This is a genomic window from Lysinibacillus sp. FW301-JW8, assembly GCF_058788755.1.
Map to the genome: position 1 here is coordinate 1 of NZ_JBYTBB010000073.1, position 25,468 is coordinate 25,468.

26 protein-coding genes, 5 tRNA genes and 1 pseudogene are annotated in these 25,468 nt (G+C 32.8%); 2 read left to right on the forward strand and 30 right to left on the reverse strand.

The genetic code is table 11. The features are described from left to right. Positions 1 to 103 precede the first annotated feature (103 nt). From AC3WOM_RS22455 to AC3WOM_RS22495, 9 genes are all read right to left on the reverse strand, one after another. Positions 104 to 790, reverse strand: a complete 687-nt coding sequence (locus AC3WOM_RS22455; protein WP_427546988.1) for an ABC transporter ATP-binding protein — start codon at positions 788 to 790, stop codon at positions 104 to 106. A 1-nt stretch (position 791) separates the two neighbouring features. Further along, positions 792 to 1,826 carry an ABC transporter permease gene (locus AC3WOM_RS22460; protein WP_427546991.1) on the reverse strand — a complete coding sequence of 345 codons (1,035 nt, stop codon included), beginning with the start codon at positions 1,824 to 1,826 and terminating at the stop codon, positions 792 to 794. Between the two features lie 127 nt (positions 1,827 to 1,953). Further along, entirely contained in the window at positions 1,954 to 2,520 is a 567-nt protein-coding gene (thpR, locus tag AC3WOM_RS22465) for an RNA 2',3'-cyclic phosphodiesterase (RefSeq protein WP_427546994.1), read from the reverse strand. A 92-nt stretch (positions 2,521 to 2,612) separates the two neighbouring features. Beyond that, on the reverse strand, positions 2,613 to 2,765 hold the full coding sequence (locus AC3WOM_RS22470; RefSeq protein ID WP_492448406.1) for a hypothetical protein: 153 nt from the start codon (positions 2,763 to 2,765) through the stop codon (positions 2,613 to 2,615). A gap of 206 nt (positions 2,766 to 2,971) precedes the next feature. Beyond that, entirely contained in the window at positions 2,972 to 4,366 is a 1,395-nt protein-coding gene (gene lpdA / locus AC3WOM_RS22475; RefSeq protein ID WP_492448407.1) for a dihydrolipoyl dehydrogenase, read from the reverse strand. Continuing rightward, positions 4,353 to 5,225, reverse strand: a complete 873-nt coding sequence (locus AC3WOM_RS22480) for an alpha/beta hydrolase (RefSeq protein ID WP_492448408.1) — start codon at positions 5,223 to 5,225, stop codon at positions 4,353 to 4,355. The genes lpdA and AC3WOM_RS22480 overlap by 14 nt, the downstream gene beginning before the upstream one ends. A 59-nt stretch (positions 5,226 to 5,284) precedes the next feature. Next, positions 5,285 to 5,887: a TetR/AcrR family transcriptional regulator gene (locus AC3WOM_RS22485; protein WP_492448409.1), complete on the reverse strand. Its 603-nt coding sequence runs from the start codon at positions 5,885 to 5,887 to the stop codon at positions 5,285 to 5,287. Between the two features lie 345 nt (positions 5,888 to 6,232). Further along, the gene (locus tag AC3WOM_RS22490) at positions 6,233 to 7,216 is read right to left on the reverse strand and encodes an S-layer homology domain-containing protein (protein WP_427547008.1); all 984 of its coding nucleotides are present in this window, start codon (positions 7,214 to 7,216) and stop codon (positions 6,233 to 6,235) included. Between the two features lie 582 nt (positions 7,217 to 7,798). After that, positions 7,799 to 8,569 (reverse strand): CPBP family glutamic-type intramembrane protease, encoded by a 771-nt coding sequence (locus AC3WOM_RS22495; protein WP_492448410.1) that lies wholly within the window; start codon positions 8,567 to 8,569, stop codon positions 7,799 to 7,801. A gap of 409 nt (positions 8,570 to 8,978) precedes the next feature. Between AC3WOM_RS22495 and AC3WOM_RS22500 the strand changes: the two genes are divergently transcribed. After that, on the forward strand, positions 8,979 to 10,067 hold the full coding sequence (locus tag AC3WOM_RS22500) for a serine hydrolase domain-containing protein (protein WP_492448411.1): 1,089 nt from the start codon (positions 8,979 to 8,981) through the stop codon (positions 10,065 to 10,067). 491 nt (positions 10,068 to 10,558) lie between these two features. Here the strand turns inward: AC3WOM_RS22500 and AC3WOM_RS22505 are convergent, their stop codons facing one another. The 16 genes from AC3WOM_RS22505 to AC3WOM_RS22580 form a co-directional block, all read right to left on the reverse strand. Then, positions 10,559 to 11,266, reverse strand: coding sequence for a LytR/AlgR family response regulator transcription factor (locus tag AC3WOM_RS22505; RefSeq protein WP_492448413.1), 708 nt, complete (start codon positions 11,264 to 11,266; stop codon positions 10,559 to 10,561). Beyond that, positions 11,247 to 12,392, reverse strand: a complete 1,146-nt coding sequence (locus tag AC3WOM_RS22510; RefSeq protein WP_492448414.1) for a sensor histidine kinase — start codon at positions 12,390 to 12,392, stop codon at positions 11,247 to 11,249. The genes AC3WOM_RS22505 and AC3WOM_RS22510 overlap by 20 nt, the downstream gene beginning before the upstream one ends. Positions 12,393 to 12,641: 249 nt before the next feature. After that, complete coding sequence (locus AC3WOM_RS22515; protein WP_492448426.1) at positions 12,642 to 12,782, reverse strand: AgrD family cyclic lactone autoinducer peptide; 141 nt, start codon at positions 12,780 to 12,782, stop codon at positions 12,642 to 12,644. Then, positions 12,782 to 13,345, reverse strand: a complete 564-nt coding sequence (locus tag AC3WOM_RS22520; protein ID WP_492448415.1) for an accessory gene regulator ArgB-like protein — start codon at positions 13,343 to 13,345, stop codon at positions 12,782 to 12,784. Before AC3WOM_RS22520 ends, AC3WOM_RS22515 begins: the two co-directional genes overlap by 1 nt. Before the next feature lie 163 nt (positions 13,346 to 13,508). Then, a complete protein-coding gene (locus AC3WOM_RS22525) occupies positions 13,509 to 14,105 on the reverse strand; it encodes a hypothetical protein (RefSeq protein WP_492448416.1) in 597 nt (198 codons plus the stop codon). A gap of 2 nt (positions 14,106 to 14,107) precedes the next feature. Then, on the reverse strand, positions 14,108 to 16,489 hold the full coding sequence (locus tag AC3WOM_RS22530; protein ID WP_492448417.1) for an ABC transporter permease: 2,382 nt from the start codon (positions 16,487 to 16,489) through the stop codon (positions 14,108 to 14,110). Then, positions 16,482 to 17,249 (reverse strand): ABC transporter ATP-binding protein, encoded by a 768-nt coding sequence (locus AC3WOM_RS22535; RefSeq protein ID WP_492448427.1) that lies wholly within the window; start codon positions 17,247 to 17,249, stop codon positions 16,482 to 16,484. The genes AC3WOM_RS22530 and AC3WOM_RS22535 overlap by 8 nt, the downstream gene beginning before the upstream one ends. A gap of 10 nt (positions 17,250 to 17,259) precedes the next feature. Beyond that, the gene (locus AC3WOM_RS22540; RefSeq protein ID WP_492448418.1) at positions 17,260 to 19,107 is read right to left on the reverse strand and encodes an ABC transporter ATP-binding protein; all 1,848 of its coding nucleotides are present in this window, start codon (positions 19,105 to 19,107) and stop codon (positions 17,260 to 17,262) included. Further along, positions 19,094 to 19,603: a hypothetical protein gene (locus AC3WOM_RS22545; RefSeq protein WP_492448419.1), complete on the reverse strand. Its 510-nt coding sequence runs from the start codon at positions 19,601 to 19,603 to the stop codon at positions 19,094 to 19,096. The genes AC3WOM_RS22540 and AC3WOM_RS22545 overlap by 14 nt, the downstream gene beginning before the upstream one ends. 2 nt (positions 19,604 to 19,605) lie before the next feature. After that, complete coding sequence (locus tag AC3WOM_RS22550) at positions 19,606 to 20,097, reverse strand: MauE/DoxX family redox-associated membrane protein (RefSeq protein ID WP_492448420.1); 492 nt, start codon at positions 20,095 to 20,097, stop codon at positions 19,606 to 19,608. Further along, positions 20,094 to 20,477 carry a MauE/DoxX family redox-associated membrane protein gene (locus AC3WOM_RS22555; RefSeq protein WP_492448428.1) on the reverse strand — a complete coding sequence of 128 codons (384 nt, stop codon included), beginning with the start codon at positions 20,475 to 20,477 and terminating at the stop codon, positions 20,094 to 20,096. The genes AC3WOM_RS22550 and AC3WOM_RS22555 overlap by 4 nt, the downstream gene beginning before the upstream one ends. A gap of 55 nt (positions 20,478 to 20,532) precedes the next feature. Beyond that, positions 20,533 to 20,802 carry a hypothetical protein gene (locus tag AC3WOM_RS22560; RefSeq protein ID WP_492448421.1) on the reverse strand — a complete coding sequence of 90 codons (270 nt, stop codon included), beginning with the start codon at positions 20,800 to 20,802 and terminating at the stop codon, positions 20,533 to 20,535. Between the two features lie 329 nt (positions 20,803 to 21,131). Further along, on the reverse strand, positions 21,132 to 21,380 hold the full coding sequence (locus AC3WOM_RS22565) for a hypothetical protein (protein ID WP_492448422.1): 249 nt from the start codon (positions 21,378 to 21,380) through the stop codon (positions 21,132 to 21,134). A gap of 75 nt (positions 21,381 to 21,455) precedes the next feature. Further along, positions 21,456 to 23,183 (reverse strand): asparagine synthase-related protein, encoded by a 1,728-nt coding sequence (locus AC3WOM_RS22570; RefSeq protein WP_492448423.1) that lies wholly within the window; start codon positions 23,181 to 23,183, stop codon positions 21,456 to 21,458. Beyond that, positions 23,180 to 23,602: a lasso peptide biosynthesis B2 protein gene (locus AC3WOM_RS22575; RefSeq protein WP_492448424.1), complete on the reverse strand. Its 423-nt coding sequence runs from the start codon at positions 23,600 to 23,602 to the stop codon at positions 23,180 to 23,182. The genes AC3WOM_RS22570 and AC3WOM_RS22575 overlap by 4 nt, the downstream gene beginning before the upstream one ends. After that, positions 23,595 to 23,855 carry a PqqD family protein gene (locus AC3WOM_RS22580; protein WP_492448425.1) on the reverse strand — a complete coding sequence of 87 codons (261 nt, stop codon included), beginning with the start codon at positions 23,853 to 23,855 and terminating at the stop codon, positions 23,595 to 23,597. The genes AC3WOM_RS22575 and AC3WOM_RS22580 overlap by 8 nt, the downstream gene beginning before the upstream one ends. A gap of 322 nt (positions 23,856 to 24,177) precedes the next feature. Between AC3WOM_RS22580 and AC3WOM_RS22585 the strand changes: the two are divergent. After that, positions 24,178 to 24,350: pseudogene (locus tag AC3WOM_RS22585) on the forward strand (transposase); the annotation flags it as partial. A 539-nt stretch (positions 24,351 to 24,889) separates the two neighbouring features. Here the strand turns inward: AC3WOM_RS22585 and AC3WOM_RS22590 are convergent. The 5 genes from AC3WOM_RS22590 to AC3WOM_RS22610 all read right to left on the reverse strand — a co-directional run bounded on the left by AC3WOM_RS22590 (position 24,890) and on the right by AC3WOM_RS22610 (position 25,355). After that, positions 24,890 to 24,970: transfer RNA gene (locus tag AC3WOM_RS22590), tRNA-Leu, on the reverse strand. A gap of 47 nt (positions 24,971 to 25,017) precedes the next feature. Further along, positions 25,018 to 25,091 (reverse strand) — tRNA-Cys (locus AC3WOM_RS22595). Between the two features lie 13 nt (positions 25,092 to 25,104). Continuing rightward, a tRNA-Gly gene (locus AC3WOM_RS22600) sits at positions 25,105 to 25,179 on the reverse strand. A 6-nt stretch (positions 25,180 to 25,185) separates the two neighbouring features. After that, positions 25,186 to 25,260: transfer RNA gene (locus tag AC3WOM_RS22605), tRNA-Gln, on the reverse strand. A 19-nt stretch (positions 25,261 to 25,279) separates the two neighbouring features. Further along, a tRNA-His gene (locus AC3WOM_RS22610) sits at positions 25,280 to 25,355 on the reverse strand. Positions 25,356 to 25,468: the final 113 nt, after the last annotated feature.

Consider the following 25,468-nt stretch of genomic DNA (forward strand, 5'->3'; position numbering starts at 1 on the left):
CGTTTTGAAAAAGGGCTATACTTTTTAATTTGTCACCTTGATGTCATTGACATAATAGTATTTCAACAACATGAACCATTAAAACATGGTTGTAGCATTTTATCTAAATAACATCTTGCAAAATAACACCGTCACTCATTTTAATAATACGATCCGTATAAGCTAGCATTTCTTCATCGTGTGTCACCATTAAAGTAGTAATATTTAATGTTTTAGTCAAATCTCTAATAAGTAACATGACCTCTTTTGATTTCTGTGAATCTAAACTTGCAGTTGGTTCATCTGCAAACAGGACTCTTGGTTTATGAATGATTGCCCGGGCAATAGCAACACGTTGCTTCTCACCTCCTGACAATGATGAAGGATAAGCCATTTTTCGATGGTCCATCCCTACTAGTTCAAGTATTCGACTAACTTCATTTTTTTGTTCCTGCTTCTTTAATTTTGATTCAGAAACATCTAACATTAATAGTAGCTGCTCCTCAACTGTAAGAAAAGGTACAAGATGTGCAAACTGAAAGACAAATCCAAATTTACTTGCTCGTACTTTTCGAACCTCTTCAGAGCTCATGATGGACATATTTTTCCCCTCAAAGATAACTTGCCCATCTGATGTAGGCTGAAGTCCAGCAGCTATTGTTAGAAGAGTACTCTTACCAGATCCAGACGCACCAACCATTGCTGTTACTTCTCCATCTTTTAGAGAAAGATTTATTCCCTTAAGAATCTCTTCCTCTATCTCTCCATTTGTAAATGTTTTTCTAATTCCATTGATTTTAAATAAAGTCATATTAAGCCTCTCCTTGCTGTATCGCTTGTAATGGTTCAATTTTTTTTATTTGCATTCCTGAAATTGTAGCACCGATAAAGCCAATAATTAAAAACACAATCGATAATTGAACGGTAGTTGCGATTGTTAAAACAAACGGCATTCCTTTTGGGGTAATTAAATTAAATGCCTGACTTAAGCCTACAGATAAAACGAGAGAAATAACTGTAATGATGGCCATCTGTGCCCATATCATTTTGAATAGTTTGCTTGTTTTCAAACCAATGGCCTTTAAAATTCCGTATAAGCCAATTTTTTGGACATTCATCATATAGAAAAAGATAGCAAACAGCATTCCGCTAATGACTATTAAAAACCATACAATCATATTTAAAGACATTTGCTCCGCATTATAGCTTGGGATTGTCTGAAGAAATTCTTTATTTGAAAATGATTGTAACCCAGCAAATTCTTTTGAAGAATCTCTATTTGGTACAAAAATCAGCTGCATTTCATCAACACGATATATTTCTTGATAATCTTTTTTATTTATATAAGCGACTGGCGCATGACTATATTTTTTTTGCTCTACGAATCCTTTAACTATAAACTTTCCACTAAATTGATTATTTGTTAATGTATCTCCTACTTTAATTCCTTTTTCTTTTAAAGAACTATCTAAAATAACTTCCTCATGTTTCACATTTGCAAATAGCGTTGAAGCAGTTGCAGTAGTAAATGCAACGCTCTGCTGCTTATTGTCCATATCATTTAAAAAGCCCATTTGTATCGAGAAAGCTACTGCATTCTTTTCATTGCTCAATATTTCATTTTGAGTGCTACGATCAATCTTTGAAAGATTATATGTTTGATCCGCGTCCTTACTTAAATAAAATTGCCCCTGTGGTAAATCTTTAATTAAAGCGGCATTATCTTGTGATAATCCATTGGCCAAACCAGAAATAATAAAAGTTAATAAACTAACAAGAAAAACAATTGAGCCTAATATTAAAAACCTTCCTTTATTTTTCTTAATTTCTTTCCAAGCAAGATTCATATTAAATGCCTCCGTTCTTTTTAATACTCTAAGCTTAAAATTCTTAAATGAACGGAGGGTGAACTAAATATTAAAAAAGCTCATAAACCCTAAATTAAGGTTATGAGCTATGGGTATTGATAATTTATTACTTAGACAATTCCTCTAAACGAATTACAGCCTTTTGATGATATTTTGGAATTTCTTCAAATTTTGTTTCATATAGCACCACTTCTTCTACTAAAAACGTTGGAAGCTCCATTTCTTCACTCATCACTACATCAAAAGGCATTTTACCATGTGTTTCATCCCATTTTCTTGCTACTGTTATATGTGGGACAAAAGGTTTTTTATCTAAATCAAATCCTGCCTTTATACATTCCTTGTATACAATGTCCCTCACATTATTTAATGGCTGAGATTCATAAATACTAGCCCATAAAATTCTTGGATATTCTTTTCTTCCGAAAGTATTCAATCCTTGAATGCTTAACTCGAATGGAGGAACCTTCATTAGGCTTTCCTTTATCTCCTTCAATACCAGTTGTAATTGATCCATATCCGCATTCCCTAAAAAAGCTAATGTAATGTGATAATCCTCCAGATGAACCCACCGTTTAAAATGCATACTTGTTTTTATGGTTTCACATTTCTCATTAAGAGCATTTTTAATAGGTAACGGAAGTGGAACAGCAATAAAAAAATGTCTGTTCATATTTTTACCTCTCATCTTTTACTATCAGCAGCTATTGGTCTACCTGCCCATACATCCATTGCGTAACGATCTTGTTCTTTAAGACTAGCTCGCTACAGACTCATTACATCATGGATTGCCAGGTATGCCATTAACAATGTGCATTCAACATCTGGAGCCATTTTACCACCATCTCCACATATATAGAAATGCACATCTTGAGCTAGTATTTTAATGAGCTCCTGTGCACCTTCAGTCTGCCCCATCACATGTTCCACATATTCCTTCGGTTGCTCACAAACGCCTGTCGATTTCGCAGAAAGATGCCTAAACGATCGCCTGTCTGATATGTGACACCCTCTGACAGTTTTACTTCAATACGCCACGTACTTCCTTCTATTCTACCTCACAACCCATGATCTTTTATAATATTTACATAAGGGGCATTGTAATTGCATAAGTATAGTCACCACTATACTTTTACAACATGAATGGGCTGCCCCATAATGAATTCAGCGGCTTCCATTATAATCTCACCTAATGTTGGGTGCGCATGAATTGTTAATGCGAGATCTTTTGCAGTCATTCCCCCCTCAATTGCTAAACTCATTTCAGCAATCATATCGGATGCCCCAGCACCTACGATTTGAGCACCGATTAATAAATCATCCTCTTTCCGAGCAACGAGCTTCACAAAGCCTTCAGGTTGATTTAATGCAAGTGCTCGACCGTTTACAGCAAAAGGAAGCTTCGCTACTTTCACCTCAATACCTGCTGATTTTGCTTGTTCCTCATTGTAGCCAACAGTTGCCAATTCAGGATCTGTGAAACATACAGCTGGAATTACCAAGTAATCTACAATTGAATTTTCACCAGCGATGGCTTCTGCAGCTACTTTACCTTCATATGATGCTTTATGTGCAAGTTGTGGACCGGATACGATATCACCAATAGCATAAATATTTGGCATGGAAGTTCGACCTTGTTTATCTACTTTTAATAAACCCCGTTCTGAGAATTCAATCTTAAGTGACTCAAGACCTAAATTATCTGTATTTGGACGACGACCTACAGTGACTAATGCATAGCTAGCCTCAACTGTTTTTTCTTCTCCGCCCACCTCGTACGTTACAACTACGCCATTTTCATTTTCTTCAATACCTCTAGCCGATGCGCCAACTACAACTTCTACGCCTTTTTTCTTTAAACTTTTTTTTACGACTTGTGTCATTTGCTTTTCGAAACCAGATAAAATATCTTTGCTGCCTTCAATGATTGTTACTTGAGAGCCTAAGTTAGCGTAAGCAGAGCCCAGCTCCATACCAATATATCCACCACCAATAACAACTAGTTTTTCTGGTACCTCTGGTAAAGAAAGTGCACCTGTTGAATTAATTACACGTTTAGTGAATTTAAGTGTTGGAATTTCAACCGGGCGAGAACCTGTTGCAAGGATTGCATTTTTGAAAGTGTAAGTTTGTACGTTGCCTCCATTGTTTACTCGTACAGTGTTTGCATCTACAAAGTAAGCCTCTCCATACACGATATCGATTTTGTTACCTTTTAATAGACTTTCAACACCTCCTACTAATTTAGAGACTATGCCATTCTTGAATTCTTGTACTTTCTCCCAGTCAAGTTTTACTTCATGGGCAACAACTCCCATATCCTCCGAATGCTTTGCCTTCTCAAAACGATGACCTACTGAAATCAGCACTTTTGATGGAATACACCCAACATTTGAACAAACTCCCCCTATATACTCTCTTTCTACAATTGTTACTTTTTGCCCCATTTGAGTTGCGCGAATAGCGGCTACATATCCTCCTGGACCTGCACCAATTACAAGTGTATCAATATGTTTCATCTACTATTTCCTCCTTATGGCTTGCTATAAAATGAAAAATATTATCCCAAAAAGATTTATCTTTTACACAATGATGGTGACCCTTTGTTGTAACTTTAATTACTTGTTTAAAATTGCTATCATTTATTAGGACATCCACGTTAGAAATCGACACTTTTTTATCATGAATTGAATGTATGGCTAGAGCTGGAGACTGTTGATTTTTTAATATTTTCTCTAGGCACCATTCTTTTCTAGCCTTTAAAAAAACGCCTCCTCGTAATAAAAACCAACTAACAAATAACCAACCAAAGGGGATATAGGGGATTTTCACCTTTTCAGCCATTGATTGGCTAATACTTTTTAATGAAGTAGGCATCGAATCAGTAATAAGAGCCTGTAGCCTTAAATCTGTGGCATTGACAATACTTGCAGCTATCCCTCCCATTGAATGTCCTAAAACATAGATTGCATTACTATTAATATCCGGTCTTCCTTCTACATAATTAATCGTTGCCGTTATACTTTGGACAAATGATGCGATACTCACTTGTTTCTGTATTGCTGCACTTTGCCCATGACCAAGAACATCCACAATAATCACGTCATAACCGCTGGCTAATAGAGGATCGACATATCGTAACATGTCTGATTTATTAGAGCCCCATCCATGTATTAATAGAAAACAACCTCTTGCCTGCTCACTATTAATAAGCCATCCCCGAATTGATCCAGTATCCAGTTCTATATCAATGTTTTCATAAGTCGAATTCGGATATTTTTTATCCTCTTTTATTTTAGGTGTAAAAATACGCAAAATTATATAGCTCCTTAAAAACATAATAGCTACTATAATAGCAACACATATAAAATACTTCATCATAACACCTCCTCAAAAAGATACCTTTCAGTCTCTTTTATTTTTTAAAAAAGACGGCTTTACTGCCGCTCAGTAGCAATCATTGAAATGTATTGCCTTGTATTATTTATAATGATTTTCGTTATTTGACTATCTTTCTTTAATCGATCTAATACAAGTCCGCCTTCAAGTATTGACACAAGGTAAAGCGCAGTGTCATATGGCTGTATTGACTGTTTCAACTCCTGTCGCTTCATCCCATCCTCTATAATTTTCATCAACCATATTATCATCATATCTATCGCTTCATTAATATGTGGCAGTAACGCATTCCCTTCCAAATCATCCATTTCTATCGCTGCGTTATAAATTGGGCATCCCCCTACTATTGGTTTTCCTTCACTTAATTGTAAAAATTCCTCTATAAATGCAATTAATTTGTCGCTTGCATTGTTGTGCTGTGAAACACTTTCCTTTAGATGGTTTTGCATTATTTCAATGGAGTAACGAAAAGATTCTACCATAAGTTGTTCCTTATCCTTAAAGTGTCGATATATCCCCCCTTTTTGAATATTCGTTTCCTGAATTATGTCATTCATTGTTGTTGTCATATACCCTTTTTTATTAAACATCATAGCTGATTTTCGAATAATATTATGCCTTGTTATTTCACCTTTTTTCATTTCAGCCTCCAAAAAGATACCATTTAGTCTCTTTTAATATAAAGGAATTCTGATTCAATTTCAATAATTATTTAACAAAATAATTTAAGTCGGATTTATTTGCCGAAAGATACTTCACCAACATTGAACTCATTTGTAAAACGTGATAGATTAATTCAAATAAGGGTCTTAAATCGAATTAAATTATTTTTAGATGAGGATGCAAAAAGTCGAAAAAAAGGTAAGGCGTTTCATACCAAAATAGTAGTATGATACTATGATCTTCAAATAAAAGTAAAAAGGATTACGGCAAAAACTTACGCTGTAATCCTTTTATTATCGCTTAATGCTTAAATTGTTTAATCATTACCATGCTGAGTATCCAAAATCAGCACTAAAATCAACTGTTGATTTATCACTTATTTCAATTTCTCTAATTTGATGCTTAAAAATTGTCATAGCATTTGCTTCAAAAATTGAATAATTAAAATCACCAAATAAAGTTTTCAATTGATTGTGCGAATTTAAAGTTTCTAAAAGGGCTCTATGTGCATTTTTAGATGAAATAACCGCAATATATTTACCAGCAGGTAGATTATTAAAAGTATAATTACCATTTGTATCAACTAAAGTTCTATATACATCCTTTAACTCATTTTTTCTATCAATCCAATCAAATAATTGTTGCTTTGTATAATTTGGATATGTTGCATTCGTAGGGAATAAATAAATTACAGCACCAGTATCTCCTTTATTACCAATAAAATCGTTATATTTCCAAATAACTGTACCTTTTAAAGTACCATTTCCCTTGCTTGTATTATTTGTCGTAGGTTTTTTACCTGTCTTTAAATAGCTGTCTGTTCTACTGATAAATGTTTTTAAATGAGCTTGTGTTAATTTATCATTAGGTTTAAACGTGCCATCTGGATAACCAGCCGTAATTCCTGCCGCCACTAATTGTTGAATCGCACTATAGGCACTATCACCTTTCTTTACATCTTTGAATGCCTCATTTCCTGTAGGTAACTTTGATCCGAATGCTCTTGAAATAAAAATAGCAACATGAGCTCTAGTTAATTCTTGTGAAGGCTTGAAAGTGCCATCTGGATATCCAGTTATAATCCCTTTGTCAACAGCCGACTGTATATAACCACTCGCATTGTGACTTTTCGGAACATCATTGAATTGTGTATCTCTTTGTGTGCCATCTAAACCAAGTAATTTTCCAATTTCAACAATCGCCTCTGCACGATTTGATAATTTGTCTGATGCTTTCGCTTCAAATGCATTGAATGAAAAAATAGACAAAATCAAAGCAAAGAATAATGAATACAATACTTTTTTCATTTCATATTACCCCTTTAATTAAACATGATTTAGTTCAATCATACCACAAATAGTTCTATTAAATTAAGACTATATTATAAGAAAGTTTAAATTATTGAAACAAATTGTCTATTAAGTTATTGTATACACTGTGAATTAAAATGGTATAAATAGTATTCAGTATATTTTAGATGTAAGTACTCCCTAAATAGTCCTATATATACGTTGTGGTTATTCACTTGTAAACGGTCTAAAAATCCTAATTTTTTAATCTTCGATAAATCATTAAACACTAATTTTTTTTCTACCATCTTTGTTTAAAAAAGAATATTTAATTGGATGATTTTTCTCAGTTAATAAGCAAAAAAGAATGATTCCAATATTAATAGGAATCATTGCTTTATTAGCATTATTCATTAAAGTTGATACCAGTGATCTACGTATTTAGTCATTTTATAGCTTAGAAAAGAAGTGAAAATCCTTTTATATAAAAGATTTCCCATTTTTGAAACACCTGTTTTTAATATCGTTTGGCATATTTAAATTTTTTCGGTAATCGAAAATGAATGTGAGAATATTCCTTTTAATGAAGAAATACTACCCTTACTTTTGATTTGATGTTTCTGTTGTATTTATTATCCCAATTAAAAGTATAATCCACAAAGGTGCATTTCCAATGGCATGAACTGCAAATGATGCCCATGTAGATTGAGTATATTGCGCAATTAAAGGGGCTATCAGCATACTAGGAATCATTCCAATAACATGCCATTTTAATGCTATATGTAACACCCAAGCCCATAGCAACCCGTTTAATATCCAAGCCATATCGCCAAACATTGTTTCTTGTATCGGTAAAAGATAACCTCTCCACATCATTTCCTCACTAAACATTGCAATTATGTGAATAGGCATAAAAATCATTAGTAGTTTCCAGTTACCTTTTAATGAAACACCAAAAAACTCCTTTGGGGGAATATTGAATTTTTTTAAGGGATTAAACGGTTCAGGTAAATAGCTAGGTGGTGCTAATAGTTTATACTTTGCTAATACTTTTCCTATGGGTTCTAAAATTTGGTCAAAGACTATAGTTAATATAACCGCCAGGACAATCCATAGCCAATCATCTCTGCCTATTGGATTTAAACGGAATCGTTGATTAATTGCTTCCATAGTTAACGTTCCATCTTCAAAAACTATGTACAAACCTATGGATAAAGGTAATAACAGCAAAGCTGGAATCCACAACCAAAACCAGAAGGAATAAATTAAAGGAACACCTTTCCTGACTAGTTTTGGAGTACCATAAAATACACCATAATATATCGTAATGCCTGGTATAGCAAATAACAAAATCTGTACCCATATTGACATCTAATAACACTCCAATATTAATTATTTTATAGGGGCATTTGCATTTGGCTAACTTTGATAACTCTTACAAATTTTAAGCACTAAACTTATTTTTCTCTATTATAAGGCAGCTATGTTATTCGTTCCACATGATAATAGTTTCAACGCTAAAAAATAAGTTATAACATTTTTGATACCCGTATCGGGGGCGAATCGATATTTCAAAAGAACACGATATTGTGTCGTATCTGTCCCCGCTAAAGGGAAATGAACATTTAATTAGTACAGATCTATTTAGTAACTCTAAAAATGAATTTAGGATCATAAGTAAACTGGTAATATTTCCATTTATTCCGTGTTTTATGTCAGATTTCGTCTTATAATAGGAGGTGTTTAATAAGCTATTATGAAATAGATTGAGAGGTATATTATGAAAAAATTCTTTAAATTTTTCTCTATTACGATTCTTGTTATTGTAATCGTATCTATAGTAGGTTTGCTATTATTTGGACGTAACAACCATAGTGATTTATCTGGAAGCGTTTCTGAAAAAATCGATCAATATTTGACAAATGAAAAATTTCAGGGAACCGTCCTCATTGCAAAGGAAGGTGAAGTTTTATATACAAAAGGTTTCGGATTGGCAGCCACTGATTTACCAAATAGCCCAAGCACGCTCTATCAGATTGCTTCATTATCCAAAACATTCACTGCAGTAGCAGTCATGCAACTAGTAGAAAAGGAACTTTTAAACTTAGATGATCCAATTTCGCAATACTTTCCTGATTTTCCGAATGGAGAGACTATTACAATAAGCCATCTACTAAGTCATAGCTCAGGAATTCCGGATTATCTAAAGGCAAATTTCGAATTTGACTACAGCAAAGAATGGAATCCAAATGATATTGTAAATACCGTTAGCGATTCTGAATTAGAGTTTACCCCAGGTAAAAGCTTTAGTTATAGTAATACTGGTTATGTGATGTTAGGACTTATTATTGAAAAAGTCAGCGGACAACCATATGCCAATTATATAGAAGAGCATATTTTTGAGCCAAGCAGCATGTTTAATTCTATGTTTACGGTTGCGGCTGGTATACCAAAAGCGGAAGGACATGTAGAAGGGAAACCCGGACCTTTAATGCATAATTCTGCAGCGTATGCAGCTGGGGATATCATCTCTACAGTTGAAGATTTAGAACTGTTTGACAGGGCCCTGCGTGATAATGTGTTGGTAAGCAAAGAAACATCTGAACTAATGAGTATGACCCATGCTAAAAAATTTCCGTATCAATATGGATATGGATGGTATACTCAAGATGTTCTGGGGAAAAAAGCAGTCGGGCATTCAGGAGGATATCCAAGTGGTTTCCGTCATTATGTTACACGGCTAAATGACGAGGATGTAACAGTAATTGTTCTTAGCAATGAGATGACGGTGAATTCAAAAAGAATCAACCGTAATCTTACATCCATCATTCTTCAGAAGCCAATTTGGATATGGGAAGAAAAACTTTAATTATTAAAGCCATTTCTCTAGTTTGATAAAACAATATAGAACTCAAGCCCTTCTCCCTTGAGAGGGCTTTAATTAATCTATTTTTATTAGTCTAGTGGCTATCCCTCCATGTGGATTAAACATTTCATTGGTACTATGCCACCACTTTCACTGATATTAAAGCAAGTTATACAACAACTAGTTTCATTGATGTTTTCCTCGCCAACGTTTCATTAGAAGTAAGTCCTCCACGTTATCAGCTTACAACGTTGAATTATATCTATTATAGAATGAACTTAGGTGCTTCCTCTAAGCCTGTTAACTCTCATACGCCTGTAACGTATCATGGCTTTTCATATTAGCTAGTTTTACTCACCCACAGCTAACCTCACAATTTGGTGATATACACATTTCTATGTGTTGCAGTTATAGACCCGTACATTCAGAAGTTCGTCAGCTTAACCTTTTCTTGTAGGTTTATTTGCATCCTCACCATATCCATTCAACTCAAGCTATTTTAAACCCTTTATAAGTCGTGCAGAGGCAAAGCAAATTTCGCCATTTTTGAAATATACAACTCGTTCCTTATGATCTACAAATTCAATGTTTTGTCGATTCACAATAAAAGCCTTATGACATTGATACATTGATGCATGTGCTTCCTTAAAATCCTTTAAGCGACCATAAAACTCAATATGCTCATTTTCCAAATGTAAAATAATTTTATGTAATGTGGGGGATGCTGCAAAAAAATAAATATCCTGTATAGCAATATTTCTTGTGTAACCATTGGCTCTAATTTGAATCTGTGAAGGTGCTTGTTGTTGACCTATTTGAAGATACTTTTCATATGCGACTTTTAGTGTTGCTAATACTTTTTGCTGTAACATACCTGTGTGATCCTTAATAATAAAATCTAACGCAGCAATTTTATATATAAACGTTAAATAGGTCATTTCGGCATGAGTTGTGACAAAAATAATATTGCACAATGGGTCACGTTTACGAATCATATCACCTAACATAAGCCCTGTCATTTCATGGTTCAAATCGATATCCAAAAAATAACAATCTGCTTTTTCATAAGCAATGACCTCATTAGGGTTTGTGGTTGTGAGTATAATTTCAATCCCATTCCCCTCCATCATGGCGTAGTTTTCAATCGTTTTTTTGATATATTCTAATTGAACAACATTATCTTCACAAATAATCACTTTCATAATTGCACCCCCCCTCATCAATATACAACTCTTGTATAAATAGATTGCCATTTATTTTTGTATTCAATCGAAGTTTTGGAGAAGCATCCACCATTTGACGTAAAATAGATAAACCCAAGCCTCGCTCCTGTCCTTTTGTCGAGAAGCCTTCTTTAAAAATTTCATGCACTTTTAACTCATGACTTTGATTGGATGAAAATGTATTCATACATGCAATTAATACAACACCATCCATTCGAATAAGGGCTAATCGAATCCAAGGCTCTGTAGCATTCTTACTGGCTTCAAGTGCATTATCCAATAGTATGCCACACATGCGATTTAATTGAATCTCATCCAATGTTATTCTGTCGATATCTTCAACAATCTCAACGTGCATTGGTACGTGAAATGTCTGCGCTTGGATAAGTTTTGTTGTTAAAAGTCCTTTTAAACTGGCTATATTTAAACAGTTAAGCATGGAGAAAGCCATTTCATGCACTTGCTCATTCTTTTCAGTTTGTAAAATATGTCGATAAAAATAGGTTTCTAGTTCTGAGTAATTTTTAGAATCTATAAAATTACGCATTGATGTTAAAATATTCATATAATCATGTTTAAATTTACGCATATCTCGATTAATTTCTTCAAGCGACGCCACATATGAATTAAATTCTTCCAATTCCATTTCCTTTTGTTTAATATGTATATTCTTAATAGCTAAGTAAACAAAGAAACCAATAATAATGATAAAGAGCATCAAATAAATCGCAAAAAAGAATAAATTATGTTGGACACTTTTGACGAATGATAGACCATCCATCAACACAATATCGGTATACATAAAGACAATCGTCATAAGTAGCAGAGGAATCATTGCAGGTATAATATATTGCTCAAACACATACCATCCTGCAAAATAACGAAATAACCTTTTGTAGACAAGCACCAAAATAAATAAGATACTCATCGAAACAATGAGTTGTACCAATGGAGAAGTGATGATAGCCTCCATGCCATTCGATAAATGATACACGACAAGCGAAGAAAAATGGTCTGCCATAACAACTAAAACAATAGTAAACAGCACGTGGGTGATATTCCGCCATCGCTTTGTTTGTTGATAAATAAGGAGACTTGTAGTCAATATGATATATCCTATAGCATAAATACCTATAAAAGCAAATAACACAATTGCTAGTACTACAATAAATAAGAAAGTTTTTAAAAACAATTGTTTGGTTATCCTAGTCTTACTAAGATATAATGGTAAAAAGCTGAACACTGAACACTGACAAATGGACAAAATTAAAGATTGTATGCTCCACATAAAATTACATAATCCTCTTAATTTATATATATTTAAATTCCATTATAGATGATTTATGGTAATTTTTCAAAATTCATCTGACTTTAATTCTTGTGGTAGCTCTTCTTCACCTACAAAATTCCAACACATATACATAGAGCCAAATTCGGCTAGTTCAATAAGTAAATCACACAAGTTTTCAACTACTTTTTCGATAATGAATTTCATCAATGATATCCTCCTAATTTTGCAATGATAACTAAAACGATTGCATGTAAAGCGCCTGCTACGAAAAATATGCTTATAGATGTTGGAAAAATAACGAGCAGTCCGCCCAACACAATAAGTCTGCTATACAATTTTTTAAACAAGAATGTTCGATGAGCTTCACCTCGTACTTTTGTTTTTTTAGAACTCACTGGACCAATAAACAACAAGATGACAGCTCCTAGCAAAAACGCTCCCCAAACAACGAGTGAAGTGATAGACAATGCTGCAGCTAGCCATGTGATGAACGTAAATGAAATGCTACTAACAACAAGACACGTTCTAAATGATGAACAATGCGCACCATATGCTACTTGACGCACCAGTAGAAATCCAATTTGAACCAATAACATTTTCCAAAATAAACCGAACGCTATAGCTATAGCGTAAATAACCAAAAATTTTTTCAACTCGCTTGTAACAACACGAAATCCATACACTAATTTAATTTTATCTAACTGTGTTAACGGTCTTCTATGTTCAAAATAATCTACTAGCCTTTCCTCTTTTGTAGTAAATTCCATATCATCACCTCCTTGATAACCAGTATAAAACATATAACAACTGAATAGTTAAAAATAACCTAAAAAGGATATTTATATAGCTAAACGCCCATCTTTATTCTTCTCCTTTACATAAACGTTCAAAAAAAGAACGTAAGCGTAAAAAGTACCACTTAACGTTCCCTTAAATAAGTTTTTCCGTATATGCTTTATATACTGCTTCTAAATAATGGGTTGTTCCAAAATATGCATTAATATTCCGAATCACTTGCTCTATGTCTATATTTGTGAATTTTTGCGAGTTGCAGAGATAGTGAATGGAGTGCCCCTTTGCCAATTCCGTGAGCACATTCATTTCTAACATATTCAATTCTCCGACTCGTCTTGTGTCAACTATTTCTATTGAGTCTCCTTCAATGGTATGAACTAATTGTTCTATCGTCATATTTTTATTTATTACCTTACAATTCGAAATATTACTTGTGTAGTAATGAAGCTCTCCAATATTTTCATCTGTCATAAAAATAATTTGGCATTTCATTGTTTCGAGATTTTTTAAATATGGTATATAGTGAATAAAATGCTTATAAGATGTGTCAATTAACACAACATCATATTTTTTATTGGCATTTATCCTTATGACAATCTCACTCGGCAAGTTAACGGTATCAATTGCCCAAGATGGTCTATACATTGTGAACATATTTTTTAAAAGCTCTTGAATAAGCGTGTAATTTGAATGTACTAAGATATACATTATTCTGTTATCTGACACGAACATTTCTAAATAACACTCCGTTTTACAAATCGAGCAATATATAGACGACAACATACTAAAATAACCACCACTGTACCTATACCTGAGCTAAATATAAACAAGAAATCCCATCCTATTGGCACATCTGCATCAATTTGCATGATTAACTTGGTTAAAAACATGCCACATGTTAAACCAAGTAGTAAACCGATAGTGACAATAAAGAGAACTTCAGACCAAATAACCTGTTTTAATTCTTTTTGGGAAAGCCCGATTAAACGTTGTGTATTGTATTGGTCTCTCCTTTTAAAGATAATATGAACAATCGTTTGCACTAGACCAGTACAACTCGCTACAACTAAAGCAATCAATACAATCATAAACATTGCCCATCGTTGATAAAACCATTCTGAGGCTTGCTCTAAAAGAACAGCTCGCTCCACAATTTTTAACGTTGGCCAATCACGAATCGCCTGTTGGAGATCTTCTAATGTTGTACCATTATCTAAAGTTAAATGGATTTTATCAATGGTTACAACATCTTTAATCAAAGGGGAATTCCAGTCAACAAAAAGGTGTTTATATTTGTTTTCTGTTGGAACGATTCCAGTAATTCTTAAACGGATGGATTTTTCATTCGACTTTCTGTCAAAGTAATAGCCTTCTAAAATATCTCCTGTTTTTAAACCATACTTATCAGCTGCATCATCTGTAATTTCAACTCTATCTGCTCCACCAAAATCTTTCGCAAAATAATTCAGATTAACACCATTATTAGTGAGAAAAGAACTACCCTTACTATCTAATTGTATTTCTTTTATTGAGATTTTTTTCCGCAATAACTCTATATCATTATAAGAAATATTCTCAAAATAAGGATTATCTATCGCTACTTCATACGGATAGGTTTTTTCAATCCTTGTTTCCTCGGATTGTACAATAGATTTCAAAAATGTACCATTAAACGTAATAATCATAATCAAAATCGCTAATATACAAACAACAGGAACATAGTTACTTAAATTAGGAATGAATTGAATTTTTACATAGTGTGCTTTGTTTCCTAAATAGCGATGAATCCAGGAAGAGCATTTGTTCAACGTGTATACCATCACATATGGGAATAAAAAGAATAGACAACCTGTAATACATACACTTCCAGTAAAAATTAAAATAATCGACTGAATTGCATCATTTTGTATAATACCTTGTGCAAGAATGAGTAATGACATCACACCTACTATAAAAGTAAGTACGGTCTTCCATTTCGTCCAATGATACGATTTAAACTCATAATTTCTTTTCATTGCTAAAGGTAATATTTTAGTTATCCTCGCTACTTGAATGAACACAAACATGTAGAGTAAGAAATAAATAGCAAGTAAAATTGCTGAAAAATAGACAACAGGAATGTTAAAATGGGCTTGCGGTAAGCCGACCATCTCAACCAAAGTTGGGACAATGAATTTTAGCAACAAAAGGCTACTGATTGTGCCTGCCCCTACACCCATTAGTATTATGATAGTCGATTGATAATTGACAATCTTTTTTAGTTGCCCTGTCGTTGCTCCCATTGTTCTTAAAACGAAAAATTGGGCTTGTAAACGACTAAATAATAATGAAAAAGTGGACTTCAATAATAGACCACTTATAATGATAATACTAACCACTAACATGATGATGAAAACGAGTAAGGAATTTAAATTTGCTTGTACCCAGTCCGTTTCTTTCGTTATATCAACACGTATATTTGGGAAAAGTTGGTGTAATACAGTAGCTGTCTGCCACACATCCGTTGTTTTAATCATGACAAATAAGCCCTTTACATCCGATGGAATACTACTTACACTTTTTAAAGAATCAATGTCCATATAGAGAATAGGTGCATCTTCTCCATATTCATTAGGAGATAGCACTCCTTTTATAAGAAACGGCTTACCATTTACCACGATTGAATCTGCAACAGATTTATTTAAAGTTTCTGATAAAGTATGTGAAATAATAACTTCATTATCTTTCGGTATGTCGTCCAAATGGTAAAATCCTTTTGTTAAATGCCCATTCGTAACACCTAATGTATAAGCTCCTTCAATCTTATCTATAGATGTAAATTGTAGTAAAATCGGTTCCAAAAGCTCGACTTCTTCTAAATTTTTAATCTGATTAAAACTTTCTTTCGTAATCCATTGACTAGACTCTTGACTCGAAGAAAGGTCATAACCAGAAGAAATATCCACATCCCCATACAAGTTACGAATATTGTCTTCCATTTCTGTTCGTGCATTTTCAACATAGACCAACATTGTTGCAATTAAACAAACAGCGAGTGCTACAACTTGTATGGCAATGATTACTTGTATTTTAGCAGCTCTACAAAGTTTCCAAGCAATATTCTTTAAATCATACATTGAGATAGCTCCTCTGTATGTTTTTAAATTTGTCAAAAATCATCGTTAAATTATCGCTATTCTCTTGGTTAATATAATTATCTACTAATTTGCCTTTATGAAAGAATAGTACACGATCAGCATAAGTAGATACATGTGGATCATGTGTTACCAATATAATTGTTTGATTCGTTAGATTTTTCAATTGAACAAGTGTTGTTAGAATTTCATTTGTCGTATTCACATCTAGTGCACCTGTTGGCTCATCTGCCAGTAATAATAGCGGATTGGCAATAATCGCTCTTGCTATAGCCACTCGTTGTTTTTGCCCACCAGATAATTCATGTGGTTTCTTCACAGCTAAATCACTAATTGACAATTTTGTTAATACATCTTTCACCTTTTGTGCAATTTTTTTAGAGTCCTCATCTAGCAAAATTAATGGCAGTGCCACATTATCTGATACCGTCAATTCATCTAACAAGTTGAAATTTTGAAATATAAAGCCTATATTTCGTTTTCTAAATTCCGATGCTATCGGCTCTTGAAATTGCTCAATCATCGGTAAACCTTGAAAAATTAATTCCCCATGTGTAGGTTTGTCTAAAGCAGCTAAAATATTAAGTAATGTACTTTTCCCTGAACCACTCGTACCCATTATTGCTACGATTTCATTTTGGTAAATTTCACAATTGATTGTATCTAGTGCTTGTACCATAAAATCCTTTGACTGAAATTCCTTTGACACATTTTTCATTACGACTAATGGGATTTCTTTCATATTTTGTGTCTCATGTAGTTTCAACGATTTCATGAAAATGCTCCTTTGTCTCATACCATTTAGATTGGGCTTGATGCATACGATAAAATAATCCTTTATTATTTATCAATTCATCAAAAGTACCGATTTCTTCAATTTTCCCTTTATCCATTACGATAATCTTATCCGATAATTTCGTGGGTCCGATTCTATGTGTAATCGTAATCGTTGTTTTATCATCTGTCATGCTATCGAATAATTCAAGTGTTTTTAATTCTGAATGAGGATCTAATGACGCTGTAGGTTCATCCAACAAAATCAAACTAACATCCTTCATTAGCGCTCGTCCTAAAGCTATTTTTTGCCATTCTCCCCCAGATAAATCAATCCCGCCATCCATTTCTTTAGATAAATAAGTATCTAAGTCAACATTATGGATTGAAAATTTATGTCCCAATCCTACTTGTCTTATTACATCCCATATTTTTTGCTCATTCTCCATATCATCTACATTGCCAAACCCAATATTTTCTCTTAATGAATACATATATTTAGGGAATGTTTGAAAAACAACAGCAACTTGTTTATGTAAACTAGATTTATCAATGTCATTCATATTTTCTCCATTTACTAAAATCGTTCCTTCCGTCAAATTGAATAATCCAACTAAACAATGGGCGAGTGTCGTTTTCCCTGAACCGTTTCCACCTACAATCGAAATTTTTTCCCCTCTTCGTATTGAAAAGTTTAATTTTGAAAAAGCTGAAATATCAGAATAAGGATAGTTGAAAGTGCCATTTTTAATATCAATCGTTTCAATAGATTTAATTTCTTCTCTCTTTTCTTCATCAAAATGTTCTATTTTCAACAACTTGATTAAAGCATTGTTATAAATAGCGGCTTCAAATATAGAAGCTATATGTGCACCAATTTGACCAAAAATGCCCTGCAAAGTAATTATCGCCGCAGTTAGCGCCACATAACTCCCTATTGTTAAAGCATTCTCTACTAGTTGATAAACAAAGAATACAGATACACCTGTATTGATAACCCCCACAAATAGTATTACCACTGCACTATTTTTCAGTTCCCACTTTGTCACTTCAATTCTCTTGTTCATCGTATAAAAATAAAGTTTTTTCCATTTTGCCAATAAATAATCACTCAAAGTATACACTTTAATTTCCTTTAAATAGCTTTTGTCAAAAAAAAGAGATTCTGTGTAAGAAAGCTCTCTTTCTTTAAATGCAACATTTTTTTCAACTTTATAATTTTTAAATTTGCTAAAAAAAACAATGACAACCCCTGGAATTGTTGATAAAAGCACAGTTAAAGGTAATGTCCAATGAATAGCCGTTAAAATCGCAAAAACTGAAAATAACGAAAATACACTTGTAATGATCTGCAGAAAAGAATATGTAGTACCTAACCCGTTTCCTTCCAACGCTCTGGCTGCCAAATTAACTTGATTGTAAAAAAAGCTAGACTCAAAGTTTTCTAATGAAACGCTAGTTACTTTTTTATTTAACATCGCTTTAAATAAATAGTTCACTTTTAAAGAAATTTTCCGAAAGAGATACCCTTGAATTTTTCCAGATAATTGTCCAAATAGACTAAGAAACGTTATTGCTACAAGGAGAATTAACGCAAATCCTAATTCATTTGGGATTTTCTGCATCACCGTTAGTTGATCTATCAACCTTTTCTGTAGCAAAATTTCTAAAGGTAACATAATGGAAGTTATTACGCTTAAAAGAATTAAAAAAAGAAATATACCCTTTTGTTCTCTCCAAATATTTTTCAAATAAAAAAACTGGGAATAGAAAAAGTCTCTAACAGGTCGGTCTTTCTCATAGAATTTTAATTCACTCAACTTCATAGTTATTCACATCCAAAAGATTTTCTAAACTTGCGATTCCTTTCTTCTCTACTACAAAATTATTAGTATTCACAACGAGATACATTGGAAAAACACTTATTTTTAACTGATTAGATAGAATTTCTTCTTCAATAAAATAAATATATTCATCCCCTAAATAGCTCAGGTTATCCCGATTTTCAATCGTATCCATTGCTATAAAAATATACTCTTCTTTTTTAAGAGGAATTAAAAAATTGAGTTTTGCTAATATTGCTTTACAAGCAGAACACTGACTATCAATAAATACTAAAGTCTGCACATTAAACTCATTCATAATATCTTGAACTTTAACAGATTCAAATTGTTTGGTCTTCAATGGAATCGTCGGGAAAACAGATTTTTCCATTGGCCCCCATTTTTCTACATGCACTCGTCTAGTTCTTAATGAGTTCAAAATACTAAGCATTAATACACAAGAAATGATGATGAAAGCATAATAGATTTCCGTGTCCATCGTTACACCACCTCTACGTTTCTTCTAATAATTATTAAAGTGAAGAACCATAAAAGAACAGGTACGAGATAATATACATTGCCAATGTCAAGTATATTCATATTACTTTTATCAAAATACAGTAGTGGCACTATACTGAAAAACATGCATACACTTTGTATTAAGCCACCTAATCCTGTCTTAGTTGGAATTAAATTACCGAAACATTTACAGTCTTCTTCTACTTTATTAATAAGCGCATACGAGTTAATAATGATAAAGAGTAAGATTAAAAATAAGGCACTAATATAAAGAATAGGGTGAGCATAAATAAACAAACCAACACCTATTACGATTTCAAATAATGGGAATAACAATGCCACAAACGTTATTGAAATATCATTGATAGCAATATACTTTAAAAAAAAATGCTTTGTATTTGAATGTGAGATTAATTTAGAAATCCCTGAAAGTATCAATACTAAAGCAGAACCATAACAAAAAATATAAATCATAGTATCTCTCCTAAAAAAATTAAGAAAACTAATGTGAATATTGCATAATTGTATCCTAAATTTTTCATATTTATATTAATAGGTATGTTTTCAAAACAACCGCAGTTACGTGTTATTCCTCCTTTAGAAGGTTTAAATAGTAAAAACAGACTGAACAATTGCAACATTACAGCGGTCATACATATGTATACATTCATAAACTGAATTAAAAAAAAGATACCTACAATCACATCTAAACTCACTAAAATGCTTACAAATGTCGGGGATATTTTTATTTTTTCATTTATCGCCACATAATAATGATAAATTTTAAAAACTTTATTGAAACCATTTTTTAGAAAAATCATTGCGACAACCAGATTAACAATAATGATGTTCAGTCAACCCCTTTTCTTTCAACTCACTAGTAAAATACACACAAAATTTCATATCATTTCAAAGAGACTTACCGTATGAAGAAAATTTCATGATATCTTCCCAATAATGTTTTTCACCCATATATAGTAATACTGGAATTTCTTCAATTTGCAATTGATTTAATTTCATCAAATGTTCAACTTTTATCTCGTCATCGTTTTCAAATACCACTTTTATTAAAATAACTTCTTTCTTTTTTGAAATTCTACGATAAATAGCATTCAAAATATATAAGTTATCAAAAATGTTTTTTTCATCCGAAATCAAATATGCTTTTTCCTTATCCAATACTTTTATTTGCTCAATCTGTATAAATCTCTGTTGAAAATCAATGTAGTTTCTCAATTTAGTTAAATTGTAAAAAAAGAAAATCAAACATACAATCACGAAAATTAGTATCATACTATATTTATCAGTTAGAAAAATATGGAAATATTCATTTCACATATTTTGTAGGAGTATTGTGCTATTTCTATAGGGCAAATTTAGTTTTTGAATTTATTTTCTGCTATAGAATCATTACGATTCATCATACATGACTCTTTATCAAAACCAGTTCTTAACTATACATTTTTGTTACAGCTTTTGTGTAATAAAAACCAGAACATTCATTACAGTTAACATCCATCTTCTTCTGAAGAACAACTAACCGTTTTAGGCTTACAAACATAGCACGTACCCGTTCCAGCCACTCCTCCTGGAACTGGACATGCATAGATTTCATATTTACGTCTACTAAAAGTACCTTTTACAGCACCTGTTTTATCAAAAAACGGCAGTTCTGCACCCCAACCACATTCACCTTTAATAACTTCTGAACTATTTCCACAATCTAAAAGCATTGGTTTACTATATGTCATTAACATGATTATTTCCCCCTGTAACCCTCAGAAATAGCACAATATACCTACACTAACTGCCTCCTTATTAATATTGATTCATTACTCTTCTTGCATAAGCCATACTTCAATGGATAACAGTAATAAAAAAGCTTCTTCTGTTAACAAACCATTTCTCCACTTATATAAAGCTTCTTCCCAAAATTCTTCTGAACAAAGACCTAACTTTGAGATAATTAGAGGTGTCTTTACATTCGAATAAATTGATTCCCAATTTTTCCTTATACTCTTTAATGTATGAGCAATGTGTGATGTTTTATTTATGCGCAGTCGAATACTGTCAGGTAACTTATTTTTCTGAGAATCTCTTAAAATTTTCTTCGAGTAGAAAGGATCAAAGAGAATATGACTAGGGATTTTAATCATAAAAGAAATTAACTCCCTATCTAAAAAAGGATGTTTTATATCCGCACCATAAAAGCCACCTATCGCCCTATCCATGTAATGATTGGCCTTTGCATTTAACATTTGATGTAATAAATTTCTAGCATGATTCCTTTTATTATTAGTTGGTCTACTAATAGGATATGGCTGAATGATGTACTCACGTAATCCTTTAAAAGCAGACATATTTGTGTACATACAATATTTAGTTAAATCACCAAACATTCTCTTTATTTTTCCTTCTCTAACGTAATCTCTTAATAAATACGGTGGATTCGTTAAAAGTTGATCACCACCATAACCTGTTAGGATACTATAGGTATTATTGTTCACACATGACTCTATTAAAGGAGAAGTAAATTCACATGTGGGAGCAGTAGCATAGGGTTCGTCAAAACGTAATATATTATTACGAAGATCTCCATACATCAATACTGAATCATAATTTAGAAAAGTACCTTTAGAATTATATTGTTCTAATAATTCTGTTATATATGTACTTTCATCGCATTCCTTTAATTCATCAAAAACAATGCTTACCGAATCAATATCACCGTATTTTTTCCCCAATCGTTTTGACACATTAAAAATAGTAGTTGAATCTAAGCCACCACTTAATAACACTGTATTACGCTCGCTTTTATGTACTCTCCTCAAAACTGCTTTGTTCAAAATACTTTCGAATTCCCCAATTAACTCTTCCCGATTAATAGATTTCTCCTTCATCATCCATTTATCAGAAAATAATTCATCATAATTCACATACTTTATCAGGTTAATTACCTTATTTTCAAAAACAAACATATTTCCACTCGGTAAACGCAAGATATCTTTATATGGCGTTAAATAGGAATCAACAATTCCATTTGCATTTAGATATTCTTGAAAGTAAACGCTATTCAACTCAGGTATATCTAAATAACCTTTCAATAGAAAGATATCGCTCGCAACTACTAATTTTGTGTCGGTTTTCAAATAAAAGAGCCTTTTTACCCCCAGGGTATCTCTACAAGCCATTAATGTAAAATTCTTTTTATCAAATAGAACAAATGAAAATTCGCCATCTAAACGCTTAACAAAATCCGAACCAAAAGTGTTATAAAGGGAAATTAAATTAGTGAGTAATTCCTGTTCATTCCAATCAACATTTTCATATACACCATGATTCAAAATATTGTATATCACAATGTCTCCCACTATTAATACATCATTATTTTCAAAAAACACATATGGGGTCGTGTTTTGAACATATGCTGCTTTCAAAACAAAGTTCTGTGAAGATGTGTTAAAATAATTTACTTTTGATTTACTATTGACATTAAGATATTCATTATCATCTATTTTATATTCAGAATTATATATAAATTCAAATACATACCAATTCAACTATGTTCAACTTCCTTTATATACGAGTTAGAATCTATAATTACTCTCAATGAATCAAGGTTTTCCATTTCTTTAAATAGATTGTGTCCGTGATATTGAATCCAAGCATGTGCCTCTAAAGGAAATTTTTTTATTCCTATTACCATGTTTACTGGTAAACCATACTTAGATTGAAGTATCTTGTAACCAATTAAAGTTTTGTGTATACAATCTGCTTTTCTAGGATACCAACAGCAAACTTGATCTAAAAGAATAAACCACTCCAAAATCTCTTCAGAATTCTCCTCATTTAAAGTCTCTTTAGAACCATCTATAGTATATTTATTTATATAGCTTCTAAAGACTTCATCAAAACCTTTTCTCCGAATTTGGAAATCTAAAGATATTAATTCTTTGTATAAATATAAAATATTATACAAATTTAATTAACCCTCCTTTTGACAACGAATTTATAAATCCATCTAAATCCTTTTGAATAATTAAAATATCTTCATTTGTCCTTTTAGCTATTAATCTGGAAATATCAGAGATTATCGGTGTTCTATCTAACTCTTCCCAAATAAACGAACTAAATTTATCTAGTGCGTAAATTTGATTCGTATAAATATTAATAATCAGATATTCATCCTCTTCTTTGTAGGAAAGAAGATACTTTGATTTTTTTACACGCATCTCTTTTACCACTTCCTACTCTTTTACTGTGTGAACAATCTTTAATACTGTTCTTGATTACTACTATACACAGTCATAGGCCCTAACAGTCTCTTTACTCTTAACATCTTCTTTCTACCACATAACCGTATTTTCCCCATTTATTCCATTACGTTTATGATGACATAAACGTAATGGAATAAATGGTAATTCCTGTGCTTATGCATTTCATCCAATCAAGTCCATCAACCTATACCTATACATATACAAAAACTGCACGTTGATTGTTAACTAACAATCAGCGTACAGTATAAATGTCAACACCAATAGGTTCTTACGCAATCGAAAACTAGAGGCTGCGATTGATTTTTCGTTTATCTATCCATTAGTCGAAAACTTGTATTCACCTTATGGCCGTCCATGTATTGATCCCGTGGTTCTATTTAAATGAGCTTTATTCAATACGTTTTTGGGATTCGTTTCATGCTTCAAACAATAAATATTGAAACGAATATGGTCTTGCAGAAGTGTAGTAAGAGCCTGTGTGGTGTTGATAGTGGAAATTACACTGATTTTCTGATTGTGTTACAGAGCTGTTTGTGAGCTTAAAGAAGCATAGCAAAAGGACTTGCATATATGAAAATTAATCATAAACGCAAGCCCTATTTGTTAGTAAATAATGTTTTTTTAAATTGGGAAATTCTTTTTTAATAGCTTCTTTTAGAGTGTAGTCATTTTATCTTTTCCATTATAAAACCCTATTGATAATTCCGTTAAACGCCCTACATAGTCCTTTGCAGAACTTTCCCCAATATTATACTCCTACATCAAATAAACCTTAAATTCCATCTTCATCCCCCTTTAGAGCATATTATTTAAAAGAATTCTACAACCTTTCGTAAAACTCTTTTTGGATAACAGCTTGTGTAAAACAAAATCAATTCTTATCGTTTTCTATTGCATTACCATAAAATGCAAAAAGCTCATAAACCCTATCATATCAAGGTTCATGAGCTTTATTAACTTTTTAATCGTAACGTAAATTAAAATATTGATACCGGTGGTCGGGGTCGAACCGACACTCCAAAGGAACACGATTTTGAGTCGTGCGCGTCTGCCAATTCCGCCACACCGGCATAATATAGATAAAAAAAACCGGATAATCCGATTGAAAAATAAATTATGGAGGCGGCAACCGGATTTGAACCGGTGGTAAAGGTGTTGCAGACCTGTGCCTTACCACTTGGCTATGCCGCCATAAATAGTTAAATGGAGCGGAAGACGAGGTTCGAACTCGCGACCCCCACCTTGGCAAGGTGGTGTTCTACCACTGAACTACTTCCGCAAAAAATGGCTGGGGTACCTGGATTCGAACCAGGGCATGACGGAATCAAAATCCGTTGCCTTACCGCTTGGCTATACCCCAAAAGATAATTATATAAAAATGGGGCGACTGATGGGAATCGAACCCACGAATGCCTGAACCACAATCAGGTGCGTTAACCACTTCGCCACAACCGCCATAATTACTATTTTGTATTATTCTAATTTAAAGTTAAATGGGGCGACTGATGGGAATCGAACCCACGAATGCCTGAACCACAATCAGGTGCGTTAACCACTTCGCCACAACC